16 protein-coding genes are annotated in these 12622 nt (G+C 63.5%); 7 read left to right on the top strand and 9 right to left on the bottom strand.

Annotated elements, in window-relative coordinates:
• A partial coding sequence (locus tag RT91_RS02075; RefSeq protein ID WP_035185478.1) for a recombinase family protein occupies positions 1-301 on the bottom strand: 301 nt, incomplete at its 3' end.
• Between the two features lie 320 nt (positions 302-621).
• On the opposite strand from RT91_RS02075, the gene RT91_RS22265 reads away from it, so the two are divergent.
• Entirely contained in the window at positions 622-855 is a 234-nt protein-coding gene (locus RT91_RS22265; RefSeq protein WP_205408945.1) for a hypothetical protein, read from the top strand.
• Here the strand turns inward: RT91_RS22265 and RT91_RS22975 are convergent.
• From RT91_RS22975 to RT91_RS02095, 4 genes are all read right to left on the bottom strand, one after another.
• The gene (locus RT91_RS22975) at positions 774-1160 is read right to left on the bottom strand and encodes a helix-turn-helix domain-containing protein (protein ID WP_055725995.1); all 387 of its coding nucleotides are present in this window, start codon (positions 1158-1160) and stop codon (positions 774-776) included. The genes RT91_RS22265 and RT91_RS22975 overlap by 82 nt on opposite strands.
• Positions 1161-1439: 279 nt before the next feature.
• Positions 1440-2456, bottom strand: a complete 1017-nt coding sequence (locus RT91_RS02085) for an IS110 family transposase (RefSeq protein WP_035185481.1) — start codon at positions 2454-2456, stop codon at positions 1440-1442.
• A gap of 193 nt (positions 2457-2649) precedes the next feature.
• Complete coding sequence (locus RT91_RS02090) at positions 2650-3213, bottom strand: NAD(P)-dependent alcohol dehydrogenase (RefSeq protein WP_152982771.1); 564 nt, start codon at positions 3211-3213, stop codon at positions 2650-2652.
• A 4-nt stretch (positions 3214-3217) separates the two neighbouring features.
• Positions 3218-3844 (bottom strand): FMN-dependent NADH-azoreductase, encoded by a 627-nt coding sequence (locus RT91_RS02095; protein ID WP_035185510.1) that lies wholly within the window; start codon positions 3842-3844, stop codon positions 3218-3220.
• Positions 3845-3946: 102 nt separating this feature from the next.
• Between RT91_RS02095 and RT91_RS02100 the strand changes: the two genes are divergently transcribed.
• Entirely contained in the window at positions 3947-4861 is a 915-nt protein-coding gene (locus tag RT91_RS02100; RefSeq protein WP_035185482.1) for a LysR family transcriptional regulator, read from the top strand.
• 64 nt (positions 4862-4925) lie between these two features.
• Here the strand turns inward: RT91_RS02100 and RT91_RS02105 are convergent, their stop codons facing one another.
• Positions 4926-5405, bottom strand: coding sequence for a MarR family winged helix-turn-helix transcriptional regulator (locus RT91_RS02105; protein WP_035185484.1), 480 nt, complete (start codon positions 5403-5405; stop codon positions 4926-4928).
• A gap of 84 nt (positions 5406-5489) precedes the next feature.
• Here RT91_RS02105 and RT91_RS02110 point away from each other — a divergent pair, with 84 nt between their 5' ends.
• Positions 5490-5864: a nuclear transport factor 2 family protein gene (locus tag RT91_RS02110; protein WP_035185485.1), complete on the top strand. Its 375-nt coding sequence runs from the start codon at positions 5490-5492 to the stop codon at positions 5862-5864.
• A gap of 599 nt (positions 5865-6463) precedes the next feature.
• Here the strand turns inward: RT91_RS02110 and RT91_RS02120 are convergent.
• Positions 6464-7615: a hypothetical protein gene (locus RT91_RS02120; protein WP_051788142.1), complete on the bottom strand. Its 1152-nt coding sequence runs from the start codon at positions 7613-7615 to the stop codon at positions 6464-6466.
• Between the two features lie 85 nt (positions 7616-7700).
• Here RT91_RS02120 and RT91_RS02125 point away from each other — a divergent pair, with 85 nt between their 5' ends.
• Positions 7701-8492, top strand: a complete 792-nt coding sequence (locus RT91_RS02125) for an N-acyl amino acid synthase FeeM domain-containing protein (protein ID WP_051788131.1) — start codon at positions 7701-7703, stop codon at positions 8490-8492.
• A gap of 211 nt (positions 8493-8703) precedes the next feature.
• A complete protein-coding gene (locus tag RT91_RS02130) occupies positions 8704-9831 on the top strand; it encodes a site-specific integrase (RefSeq protein WP_035185487.1) in 1128 nt (375 codons plus the stop codon).
• A 14-nt stretch (positions 9832-9845) separates the two neighbouring features.
• Here the strand turns inward: RT91_RS02130 and RT91_RS20090 are convergent, their stop codons facing one another.
• Together RT91_RS20090 and RT91_RS02135 are read right to left on the bottom strand one after the other, a co-directional pair.
• Entirely contained in the window at positions 9846-10334 is a 489-nt protein-coding gene (locus tag RT91_RS20090) for an RES family NAD+ phosphorylase (protein WP_082468511.1), read from the bottom strand.
• Positions 10331-10906 (bottom strand): antitoxin Xre/MbcA/ParS toxin-binding domain-containing protein, encoded by a 576-nt coding sequence (locus RT91_RS02135; protein WP_035185488.1) that lies wholly within the window; start codon positions 10904-10906, stop codon positions 10331-10333. The genes RT91_RS20090 and RT91_RS02135 overlap by 4 nt, the downstream gene beginning before the upstream one ends.
• A gap of 280 nt (positions 10907-11186) precedes the next feature.
• On the opposite strand from RT91_RS02135, the gene RT91_RS02140 reads away from it, so the two are divergent.
• Positions 11187-11537 (top strand): RNase H family protein, encoded by a 351-nt coding sequence (locus tag RT91_RS02140; RefSeq protein WP_051788133.1) that lies wholly within the window; start codon positions 11187-11189, stop codon positions 11535-11537.
• 150 nt (positions 11538-11687) lie between these two features.
• A complete protein-coding gene (locus RT91_RS02145; protein WP_035185490.1) occupies positions 11688-12296 on the top strand; it encodes an ATP-binding protein in 609 nt (202 codons plus the stop codon).
• The last annotated feature ends 326 nt before the right edge of the window (positions 12297-12622 follow it).

Here is a 12622-nt window from a genome sequence, read left to right on the forward strand (position 1 = left end):
TGGTGTCCATCTGCTCGGTCAGCGACCGGAAGCCGACGCCACGCGCCCTAAGGCTGTTCACCGTCTCCAGAAGATGCGGCAGCGACCGGCCGAGCCGGTCCAGCTTCCAGACCACGAGGCAATCGCCGGATTTCAGATAGGCCAGTGCCGCAGCGAGGCCCGGCCGGTCGCGCCGGCTGCCCCCGGCACGATCCTCGAACAGATGCCGCTCATCGACCCCGGCTCCGAGCAGGGCGTCGCGTTGCAGGTCGAGCACCTGTCGGTCATTGTCGGTCGAGACGCGCATGTAGCCGATCAGCATGTACGGAAATCCCCTTCGAGACGGTTTCCGTATATCATGCCATTCCGACTATGTTTTCCGTACATGATTCGGCACAAAATCTGGGACTTTTCGGCAGGTCTCGGACCACCGACGGAAAACAGGTGTTTTCCGTCATCGCGCGGTTCCGGCCTCAGAACCGCGCTCTCCGCTCAAACCCGCAGAAAACCTCCATCCCAACCAGTCAACGTTCCCACTTTGTCCGCTTATGCTACAGCGCAGGGCGTTTCGTTACTTCGGGCCACCATCGGCGCGACCATCCCGGTCATGCGCAGCCCCGCCACCAACGTGGTGGTCTTGCGGTGACCGTGTGGGAAGCCCATCCGCAGACGTTCGCCCCTGGCGCAGCGGCCATGGCTGCGGGTCATGTTGGTGGCGGTCCAGGTTTCGTCGATAAAGACGAGGCGATCCGGGTCCAGATCGAACTGGCTATCGAACCAGTCCTGGCGCTGTTTCAGGATATCGGGGCGATCCTGCTCGATGGCATGGCCTGTCTTTTTTTACGCGTCATGCCGCGGCGGATGAAGAAGCGGTGAAGCCCGGCCACCGAGACGTGCAAGCCGACCTCGATCAGCGCCAGGCGCAGCTCTGCAAGCGAGATGTCCTTACGCGTTTCCCAGATTGCGAGAATGTCCGCCCGCCGTTCCTCAACCCGACGTGAGCGCGTGTCGCCACCCTGAGGCTTCGGAGCGAAGCTGCCGGTATCGCGACGCTGCGCTCGCCAGCGGATTGCCGTCGCCGGCGCCACTCCAAAGCGGGCTGCCGCTGCCCGGCAACTCATCCCCTCATCAATCGCCGCCAAAAGCCGCCGACGAAGATCCATCGATAGTGGTTGGCCCATCCATGCCGGCCTCCTTCACCAGCGCGGACTCTGAATCATGTGTGGACGGCCCGTTGGGTTCAAGTCGTTAAAGCAGAATTTGGTATCGGTTCGAATGCGGTCATGTGTCCGGCCTTTGACGCGGTGGTCTGACCGCTGGCCCAGATGGGTGCCGCGAGCAACATCCAAACAGAAATTGCGGCATGGAACTGCCGTAGATTCAGACGGATTTTGTTGCTCGTCGGTTCGACCGATAACCATCTCCTGTTTGCCCCTAAACCCTCGGCACCGGCGCGCGGATCAGGCGGCTACCGGCTGACGCCGATACGCTTCACCACGCGCCATCATGGCCCAGATGATCCGGGCCATCTTGTTGGCCAGAGCGATCGCCGCGACCTTGCGCGGCTTCCGCTCCAGCAATTGCAACAGCCAAGCGGTCGCTGATTTGCTGCCTGGTTTAGCGAAGCGGATCACCGCCATCGCCCCGACCACGAGCAACTGCCGCAACCTCTCATTGCCTGCCTTACTTATCTTTCCCATACGATGCTTGCCGCCGGTGGAATGCTCTCGCGGAGTCAGCCCGAGCCACGCTGCAAAATGCCGCCCGGTCTCAAAATTCGCGGGGTTCACATTGAGCGCCATGGTGATCGCGGTGATTGCCCCAACGCCGGGAATCGCGGCGAGGAGCTTGCTGACCGCGTTGGCCTTGTGCTGTTCGAGCAGCTGTCTCTCCAGTGCGTCGATCTTTGCATCGAGATCCGTCACATGCTGACCCATTTGCTCAAACATCGCCTTTGCAATTGCTGGAATCGCTTCCTCGGCAGACAGGAGAACAAGCAATGCTGAGACGTTCGCGCAGCCCTTGGCGGCAACGATGCCAAATTCCGCCGCGTGCCCCCGCAACGCGTTGATCGCCTGGGTTCGTTGATTCACCAAGAGTTCCCGGTGCTTCACGATGATCGCTGCCGCTTGCTCATCCACCGATTTGACCGGAACCGTGCGCATGGTCGGGCGGGATGCTGCCTCACTGATCGCTTCTGCGTCGTTGCGATCATCTTTACTCCGCTTCACGAAGGGCTTCACATATTGCGGTGGGATCAACCTGACCCGGTGGCCCATACCGCCCAACACCCGCCCCCAGTGGTGCGAGCCTGCGCAAGCTTCAAGAACCACCTCCGTCGGAGCCAATTTGACGAAGAACGGTTCAACCTGAGCCCGCCTGATCTCGCGCCGCAGTAACGGGCGCTCCTGGTCATCGACCCCATGGATCGTAAAAACATGCTTGGACGTGTCTATAGAAATCCGCTTAAATTCCATTGGGCGGCCCTTTCATTAGGTTCGTTGTTCGACCCTATATTGGCACATTGGATGCCGTTGGGCCGTCCACCCCAACAGAAATCAACGCCAATGGGAATCTGGAGGGTTCTGTGAGGTCGCGCGGCAGGGAAGCACAGGCGCCACGACGCGACCTCATTGAAGCCGGATTGAACTGAACCGCGTGCCGCAAGCACTATGGGGTGGCACCGGCTGCCTTCGCCCATTGCAGCGCGGCGATTGCAACGCCGCCCGTTCCCTGCACCAGCACCCAGTCGCCTCGTTCCACCGGGCGCTCGCCGAACAGGGCATGCCAGGCGGTCAGGCCAGCGACCGGCAGGGTCGCGGCCTCGAGATCGCTCAGTTCGTCGGGAACATGCACGAGGCTCTCGGCGTCAAACGCGGCATATTCCCGGGCGACTCCGTCCGTGCTTCCGCCCAACATCCTGTCCGGGTTCGTCGGAGGCGGGCCATCGAACCAGCCCTGGCCCAGGATCGGGCTTACGCGGTCGCCCGGTTTCACACGCATCACCCCGGCGCCGACCGCCAGCACCTCCGCGGTCGCGCTCGAAAGCGGAACGAGTTGCGGCGTGAGGATCAGCTCGGGCATCAGCGCCTTGGCGATGACGAGGTCGTGAAAGTTCAGGGTGGCGGCCAACATGCGCAGCAGCGCCTCTCCGGGTTCGGGACGAGGTACCTCAAGATCTGCGGGAGCAAGTGATTCAATGCCGCCACCGCTGCGGATCGACCACGCCTTCATGATCTCACGCTCCCTGACGCTCGAAGGTCGCCAGGCTCGCGATGTGGCTGCGAGCAGCGTCGATGGCGTTCGCTCGAGCCTCGTCGCCCAAGGCAATGCCTTCTGCGCGCACGACGGTCACGTCCGTGACGCCGAAAAAGCCGAAGATGGCACGGAGGTACGTTTCCTGATGGTCGAGCGCCTCTGCGGGCGTACCGGGTCCGTAGAAGCCACCGCGGGAGGAGGCGACGATCAGCTTCTTGTGTCCGACCAAACCCTCAGGACCGTTTTCGGTGTACCGGAAGGTGGCGCCCGGCACTGCGAGCCGATCGATCCACGCCTTCAACTGGCTCGGAATGGTGAAGTTGTACATCGGCGCGCCCAACACGACGATGTCCGCTGCGAGGAACTCCTCCAGGGCACCCTGGCCTGCAGCGAGGTCATTACGAACCACCTCCTCCTCGGGCATAGTCCCCTGGGCAGCGAGAAGGTGCATGCCAGAGAGATGGTCGATCGGCTCGGCCGCGAGATCCCGAACAGTCACCTCAGCGTCGGGGTGCCGCTGCCGTTCGATTTCGACGATTTCGGCCGAGAGTGTGCGGCTGACTGAGCTTGGGCCGGTAATGCTTGTATCAACGTGCAGGATATTCATGACGTGCTCCATTCGGCAGTTGTGTTCCTCGCTGCTAGACATAGCCTCGGTGTTTTCGCTAAAAAACCCGTACAGAGTGGTTGATGCCTATTGGGAAATCCGATGGAGTTGGGAATCAATCTTGACCAGCTGCGCGTATTCGCTGTCGTGGTGGAGGAGGGGAGTTTTTCGGCCGCAGCTCGACGGCTGAACCGCTCGCAATCGTCCATCACATACGCCATCCAGAAGCTCGAAGGGGCGGTCGGCGCATCCCTCTTCGACCGGAGCGGATATCGCCCGGACCTGACGGACGCCGGCCGTGCGCTCCTTCCGCGCGCGCGTCGCGTCGTGGAGACCAGCGCAGGCTTCGAGCGACAGGCGCGAGCGCTACGCGAGGGCATAGAACCGGAGCTGACCCTCGTCGTCGACGCGATATTCCCGATGCCGTCGCTGTTTGCCGCCCTCTCCGCGCTAGAGCGGCAATTTCCGACAGTGCAGACCCGACTCTATGTCGAGTCTATAGGCGCGACGGTGAAAGCCGTCCTGGAGGGTCACGCCGACCTCGGCATCGTCATCGACTTCGCCAACGTGCCGAACGAGCTGGCAGCCGTGGCCATGGAGGCGATCGAACTCGTCCCCGTTGCTGCGCCCACGCATCCTTTGGCGCTTCTGCAAAAGCAAAATGGGGTGACGCTACACGACGAGGAGCTGCGCGATCATCTCCAACTGGTGTTGACGGACCGATCGGAACTGACGAATGGAAGAGATTACGGCGTCGTCAGCACGCGGACCTGGCGCATTGCGGATTTGGGCGCGAAGCATGCGATGCTCCTGGCCGGAATGGGCTGGGGCAATATGCCGGTGCACATGGTCTCCAGCGACCTCGACGCGGGTCGCCTCGTGGAGCTGGAGATCGCGCGCTGGCCGAAGCACATACACCGGCCAACGTTCGTGACTGTCATGGTGCATCGTCAAGACCGGCCGCCGGGGCCAGCGGGCTCATGGCTGCTCGGGCGCTTGGTTGGGATTAAAAATTAGCCTTTTCTGACGCTGTTCGGGACTGCTCGAGAAGGGGGCCCTTTTAGGTCCACCAACGGCCCCGTCAGGCCCCCTCCTCAGAGACTGCCGTGGTCGGCGACGCGTCGACACCCGCGACCCGATCGAGGTTCGCGATCAGACGCTTCAGCAGGGCCACGAGCACCTCCGTCTCCTCGTCCGTGAAGTCACGCAGTACCTCATGATTGCCTCGAAGTAAGACAGCAACTGCGTCCGGTAGGCGCGCTTCGGCGAGCTTGGACAGCGTGATGCGGCTGCTGCGTCCATCAACCGGGTCAGGCGTGCGCTGAATCAACCCGTCCCGCTCCATGCGGGCGAGCATCTGCGCCATCGGCGGCTGCCCGATCTTGGCGAAGCGGGCGAGATCACGTTGCGTGCTTGCGCGGCCATCCTGAAGTGCGACCAGTACCGGCAGATGTCCAACCCCGAAGCCAAGCGGCTTGAGCCGCGCTTCGCTGAGGCGCGCAAACCCGCGCGCCGCGAGACTGATCAGATGCCCAGGCGTCGAAAGCACATCCAGGTCCATCGCACCTCACCCTTGCACTCACCAAAGTCCATATATATACGTGCATATGTATTCTGCCGCAACACCGTGCAAAGGGGAAACCCGATGGACAATGACGTCAAAGTCCTTGAACACATCTACGACCGCTTTAACGCGCGGGACATAGATGGCGTGCTGGCCGCGTTCACCGATGATGTTGTCTGGGCCAATGGCATGGATGGTGGCCATGTCCATGGCTGTGAGGCCGTACGCGATTACTGGTCGCGCCAGTGGAGCATGATCAGTCCGCACGTCGAGCCATTAAGCTTTCATCGAACCGCGGATGGCGCGCTCATCGCAGAAGTCCGGCAATCCGTCCGTGATCTCGAAGGCAACCCGCTGCAGGGCCAGACGCACGGGCTTAAGGACAAGATCGTCGGACACGTCCTCCGATTTCGAGATGGCAAGGTGGCTCGCTTTGACATTCAGGATGCTGTCTAGGCTGACAAGCTGCCGGGTAGCGGAATTGTGGTCACGAAACGCGATCGTTGCAGTAATTCCGGCGCATCAGGCTAACGGCTTGGCTTCGCCACGCAATATGATGAAAGCATGGCCGAGGTCAGAGCAAATCTGAAGGCCGATCAAATCAGGAACAAACATGACTATCGATAATCTAAAGGTCGAGACGGACGACACGCTACTGACCGAGGTCCTGTAGACGATCAGGGCGTCTGCGGCATTATCGCGACCCCGCCGGGCGTGCGTCCGCTGGTGGCGATGCGTCCAGTGGATTTCCGCAAGGGCGCCCACGGTCTGGCGGCGCTGGCCGCATAGGTGCTCCGCTAGGATCCGTTCTCGAGCACGTCGAAAACAGCGACATTGGCAGACGCAATGCGCCGCCCCTTGTTGGTCACACTGACCGTCAGGGGCGGCGGCGTGAACTCGTGCGGAATGAGCGTGAGATGCCCGGCGCGCACGGCGTCCCAGACCTGGTAGCGTTGATGCCGTACCGGCGGTCGACGGGCATCTGGCTGGTGATCAGAGTGGATTGGCGTTGATGGCGGTCGTCTACGCTCTCGCGGAGGTGGCGGCGCTGGCCGTCATCGGGTTTCTCCGACCCCTAGTCGTTGATGATCGGCCTCCGGCCTGCCTGCCTGACGGATCCGATCGAGGCTGATCCTGGTCTCGCGGATCGCGGCATCGGCTGCCGCCATGGCCTCTTCCAGATCGCTGAAGTCGAACGCGAGCCGGGGCAGGACGCCACCGGATGGCGCCGGCGGAAGCCCGGCGGGCGGCGCGGGCTCCGGCATTTCGCGCTCGATCCGGGGACGCCCCCTTCCCCGCCCCGGCTGCGGCCGGCGCGGCGGCGCCACGTAGTCGCGCATCCGGCCCATGCCCGACAGGCCGAAGAGCCGGCGCTTGCTGCGGTGGGTCAGCTCGACGACCAGCCCCGCTTCGAGCAGCTCGCCGAGCAGGGCGTGGGCGTTCGCCACGTTCATGCCGAGCCGATCGGCGAGCGATTTCGCGGAGATGATCGGGGTTGCCGCCAGGATATCGATCGCCTTGGCGGCCCGGCTGTTCTTGCGCCGCTTGCCGATCGAAGCGCGCGCGACCTGCCAGGCCCGATCGAGATCGCGGAGGAGGTCCTGGGCGGCCGCGGCCTCGTTCGCCAGTGCATGGAGCAGAAGCGGGATCCAGCTCTCCCGATCGAAGGGAAGGTCGCCGCCGAGGGCCTGCGGTCCGGTGATCGGCACCGGAAGGTGAAGCAGTCCGCTCTGCTGCCAGAAGCGGATGAGTGCGCCCCGCAATGGAGCTCGTCTCCCGCCCCCGGCCAGCCAGGCATGGGCCGCGTGCGCCGCGCCGAGCAGCGGGGATGCGCGCTCAACATCCCGCTCGATCGCCTTCATCGCCACCTGGATCTCGCCCTCCTGGTCAAAATCAGGCTCGACAATCCACTGGTGCATCGAGAGCGCGTGGCGGGCCGCATCGAAGATGTCCCCCCTCTCGGCGAGGCTCAGCCATGGATCCATGCGGAGCCGAACCCCCTCGAGCAGGGCTGCGAGATGCCACGGCTCGATCAGCTGCCCGTCCACCATCGCCTGGCGGCGCACCGCATCGAGGCGAAACCGGTAGAGGAAGGCGCTGCGGAGCGGGTGCATCGAGAGGGCCTGGTCGAGCCGCGCCATGGTGCCGGCCGCTCGCTCGAGGGCGATCATCAGCCGCTGCTGGGCGGACATCTCAGGGTGTTCCATGAGACGCACCACCACCTGCAAGGACGTCACTTACACATCTCGTCCGTAGCCTCCGGGGGACCGCTCCCATCGCCCCGAGGCCCCAATGCCCAGTTTCTCCCCCAGCCGCGACGCGATCGAGGTCCAGCTCGCGACCAGCCGTGACCTCGCCGATCTGGCCTACGAGATCCGCTACGAGGCGTATCGCGCGAGCGGCTACATCGGCGAGCGCGCCGATGGGTTGTTCAGCGATGAGGAGGACACGCGCGCGAACGCCCAGACCGCCGTGGTATTTCGCGACGGTATTCCGTCCGGCACGGTGCGCGCCCTCCTCCTCGACCCGGGCTCCGACAACCCCGACTTCCACCACATCCCAGCGCTCGACATGTTCGGGCCGGAGATCCGCGAGCTTCTCGCCGTCCGCGGGACCGCGGCGCGCCCGGCCACCGCAATCGAGGCCACCAAGCTGGCCCTGGCGAGCCATGCGGAGCGGGATATCGCGGTGCTGCAGGCCCTCTTCCGGACGGTTCGCTATCTCGTCCACGCGCATGACACGAATGTCGTGTTCAACGCGGTCAAGCATCATCACATGCCGTTCTACCGCCGCCTCGGCTACCGCAAGATCGAGGATCCCCGCCCCTATCCTGGACTCGCTGTCCAGACCGGGTTGATGGCGTGCTTTCGGGAGGAATTCGCGGACACGGTCGACCGCGTGCCGTTCATGAGCGGCCTCTCCGTCACCGACCCGACCTGCCAGGCGCTGCTCGCCGGCCACCGAGTGCAGATCTTCTCGACCGGCCGGCCCGAGGAGCGGCCAGCGCTCGAAACCCCGAACCGGCTCGACCGCGCCGCGCCGGCGCCGGACCCTGATACGGATCAAGAGCCGGGCCCGGGCTGAGCGGAACGCTGCGAAAACACTCGAACGGAAAATCAATATCTTGATCCGTATTTTTTCTTCATATGCGGTTTAACACAAAATGACCGTCTTTTTCAGGGGCCTATCAAGCTTTTTTAATTGATTTCCTGATAACGCCGGTTGTCGATACTACATAAATTTCATAGAATCCCGGGCGCAGAACCGACCGATTCGCGTTCAGGAGAGGCCACTCGTGCCCGATGACACCGAATTCGCACCGCAAGACCGCCCCGACACGCCATCGGCCGGCAGCCTGGTGCCCTCCCCGCCCCCGCTCGCCGGCGACGGGCACGCGGTCCGGCGCTGGTTCAGCGAGATCGAGGACGAACCGGTCCCGGTGGCCGATGGCACGCTCGCCGGCGCCCGCAGCGCCGCCAGCGCCTATGCCCGTCGGGCCAAGGCGGACAACACCAGGCGGGCCTACCGCGCGGCGGTGCGCGTCTGGTGCCTCTGGTGCGACCGCCACGGGCTGACGCCCCTCCCCGCCTCCGGCGCGGATGTCGCCGCCTTCCTCGCCGATGAGCGCGGCCACGGCGTCTCGACCGAAACGCTGAAGCTCCGGCGCGCCGCCATCCGCTACCTGCATCGCCTCGCCGGCTGCCCGGTGCCCACCGATGATGCCTGCGTCGCCGAGACCATGGCGGGCATCCAGCGTGACGCCGCCTCCCGTGGCGAGATCCGCCGCAAGAAGGTGGCGGCGACAGCGACGGTGATCCGCCGGCTGCTGGCGCCGATCGGCGATACTGAGCTGATCGACCTGCGCGACCGCGCGCTGATCCTGGTCGGCTTCGCCGGCGCGCTGCGGCGCTCGGAACTCGCCGGCATCAGGATCGAGCACCTGACACCGTCAGAGCGGGGACTCCGGCTGACCCTGCCGCAGACCAAAGGGAGCCAGACCGAGGCGATCACCGTCGCCCTGCCCTACGGCGATACCGAACTCTGTCCGGTGCATGCCCTTGAGCGCTGGCGGGTCGCCGCGGGGCTGCAGCGGGGCCCGTTGTTCCGTCGGATCTGGTCTCCGCCATCCGGCCGCAAGGGGCGCGAGCGGACCGCGCCGCCTGGGCCGGCCATCGGCGAGCGGGCCCTCACCCCGCAAAGCGTGGCCCTGATCATCCAGCGCCGGGCCATGGCGGCCGGGTTCGGCCGGCGCGACCTGGGCGGACACAGCCTCAAGCGCGGGGCACTCACCACCGGGATGGAGCGCGGCGTCCATCCGGCGCGCCTGAAGCGGCTCGGCCGCCACAAGAGCTATGACGTGCTCGGGGAGTACCTGGAGTTCGGTGACCTCTTCGACGGGCACCCATTGGATGGGGTGCTCTAAATCCGTCTCCTAGCTCAATGCCGCGGCGCAAGTATGCGCGGGTCGTACAGCCATTTCCGGCGCTTGTGAAACTGTATTTTGCGGGCACCTGGATGGGTCGGGTTGATGAGGACGTTCAGCTCCTCGGGAACGATAACGGATGGGACGAATAATACCGCCGATCTTTTGTCCCGGACCCAAGTGGTTCCCAAGTCGATACTCACCTTCCCGGGAGGCTCTGCATCCCACCCCACAGGCAGCGATGCCTCATCATATGTCTCTGCCGATCTGACCAGATCATCCGGGATGATGATCTCGACCAGATATCGGTTCAGCGGCAAACCGCTTCCGTTCAGATGCACCACAGTTTCGAGGCAAGCCAGCGCGCGCGAGGATGCTGCGTAAACCATTGGGGTGCCAACGTCATTCCAGCGTCCGCCCGTGATCTCCGCCCCCTTTCCGCTCCTGTCGTCCGCCGTATAATCCCGAGTGTCTGTCCCGATCCTCCAGAAAGTCGCGGTCACGCATAGGCCCCGCTCTGAATGCGGGACAATGCCTGTGAGACGAGGGCTTGCCCCGCCATCGTGTCAAGCAATTTGATAGGCATCTGACCACCGAGCGCTGGCAATGGCTCGCGCAACCAGCGCGAGAGCCATTCTGCGGCGTTAAATCCCTCTGGATCACCGGATTCCTTCACCATCGCCTCGACCTGCCCCACCAGTCGCGCAATACCGGCAATGCGCTCGCTCTCATCGGCCGGCAGATTCTTCGCCTGGGCGACCTTACGATTCAGGGTGGCTACACTCAGGTTGAGCGCACGGAGCAATATGTCCTGCTCGATCCTGAGATCACCTGCGATCCGCTTTACGGTGAGCGCGGGAATCCCCCTCCTGATCATCTCGATTTGGCGCATAGGCGCCTGATAAAAGTATTCCAGGTAGGACACATCGGTCCCACCTTTTGCCGCCGGGGATCCGCGTGATGTCTTGAGAACCTTAAGCGCGCGAGATGTCTTGGGGGCCTTGTGCGAAGGCTTGTTTGCCTTCGCACCTGAAGGTGTTCTGGTCGCGGCTTTGCTCACAGTCGTGGTAACCATGACGATACTCCTTTGCGCAATAGTTTAGCGCATTTGCGCATTTGTTCAACATCTCCGCCACGAAGTCACAGATCCAACACGCTCCTTACACACCCGGCGGCTATTCTGACCGGACCGATCCCCGACGATCGTCCGACAGGAGAATCCGCCTTGGCCCAAAACAAGCCGCCGCGCCTCATCGCCGAACTCGAGATTGCGCAGGGGCACGCCTGCTTCTCGGTCCACGTGTCCGTCCGCGCCGCAGCTGCCGCGCCGGAGGACACTGTGTCGACCCACCTTCGTGTCGACCCACCTTCTCCCCGCCGGTGACCCGCAGAGGGCAATCCTGACCGAGGCGATTTCCGCACTCCACCAGACGCCCGTAGGCGCGCGGGTCGATCTGCGGACGAACAGCGACTATCTGACCGACGGTATTCTTCGCTGGCGTAGCGGCTGGGAGCGTCGCAACTTTCAGACCGCGAAGGGCAGGCCCGTCGCTCTCGCCGACGTCTGGAAGACCCTGTTCGCCGAAGTCGACGCCCGGCAGGTACGTGCGGTGTTGTTGAGCATCTCAACGACAAAGAGCAGGGAAGCGACGCACCATGCACATGACGCCATCTCCGTCGCGGACCATGCGCCACAGATGAGCTGATCCACCGGGTGGCGGAACGATCAACGCCTCCGGCGTCCGATCCCGGCACCGATGATCTCGGTACGCCCCCTCACCCACCCTCTTGGCCGGCCGCCCGTTCCTTTCACGTCCGGGCGGTATGCTGGAGATGGAACAACCGGTGGCGCCGTCATGAACTCAATATCCCCCTCCCCGCTCGTCCGTAACCAGCAGCTCGTCGTCAACCTGTTCGGCGGTCCCTGCGCCGGCAAGTCGAGCTTGGCGGCGATCCTGTTCGGGCGTCTGAAGCGCGAGCACTACGAGGCGGAGCTCGCCGTCGAGTTCGCCAAGGACCTCGCCTTCGAAAACCGGCGCGACGCGCTGAAATGCCAGATCTACGTCCTCGGCAACCAGTACTGGCGCATCCAGCGCGCCTTCTCCGGCGGCGCCCAGATCGTGGTGACCGACAGCCCCTGCCTGCTGTCTTGCGCCTACCAGACCAGCCCCGGCATCGAGGCCGCGGCACTGGAAGCGCATTTCGCGTATCCCTCACTGAACCTCTTCGTCGACCGCTCGGAGCGATACAGCGCCTATGGCCGCGTCCACGAGCGCGACCAGGCCGAACAGATCGACGAACGCATCATCGGGATCCTGAACCGGTTCAGCATTCCGTTCACGCGCGTCTCGATCGAGCATGGCGAACAGCAGGCTGTCGCGATGGTGATCGAGCAGGCCCGGCAGACGGTGCAGGCCGTGGTTGGGCCCGATATGGAGATCGATGCGCCATTTATGCCCAGCTAAACCTGCCGCGCACGATGCGCGAGAATACTATACGCAAGCCCGCGTTTTGCCCCATTCCACTTCGATATCGCAACATATTATGACGTTGATTTTATTCACTTATTCGCAAAGAAATCCCCACTCGGCCTGCAATTTCAGCAAAAAGTTTCCTTCAGGAAACTTCCACTCCGAGCGCACGAGGCGACATCCGAACATGGGACCAAGACACTGTCCGACGAGCGAGACCGGATGAAAGTTTCCTTGAGGAAACTTTCGATCAGTTGGTGTCTCGATGGTGCCCGAACGCGACGGCGTAACACCGACCAGAAGTTCGGATCAGACAAAAG

Origin of the sequence: Acidiphilium sp. JA12-A1 (genome assembly GCF_000724705.2) — a bacterium.
GTDB lineage: Bacteria > Pseudomonadota > Alphaproteobacteria > Acetobacterales > Acetobacteraceae > Acidiphilium > Acidiphilium multivorum.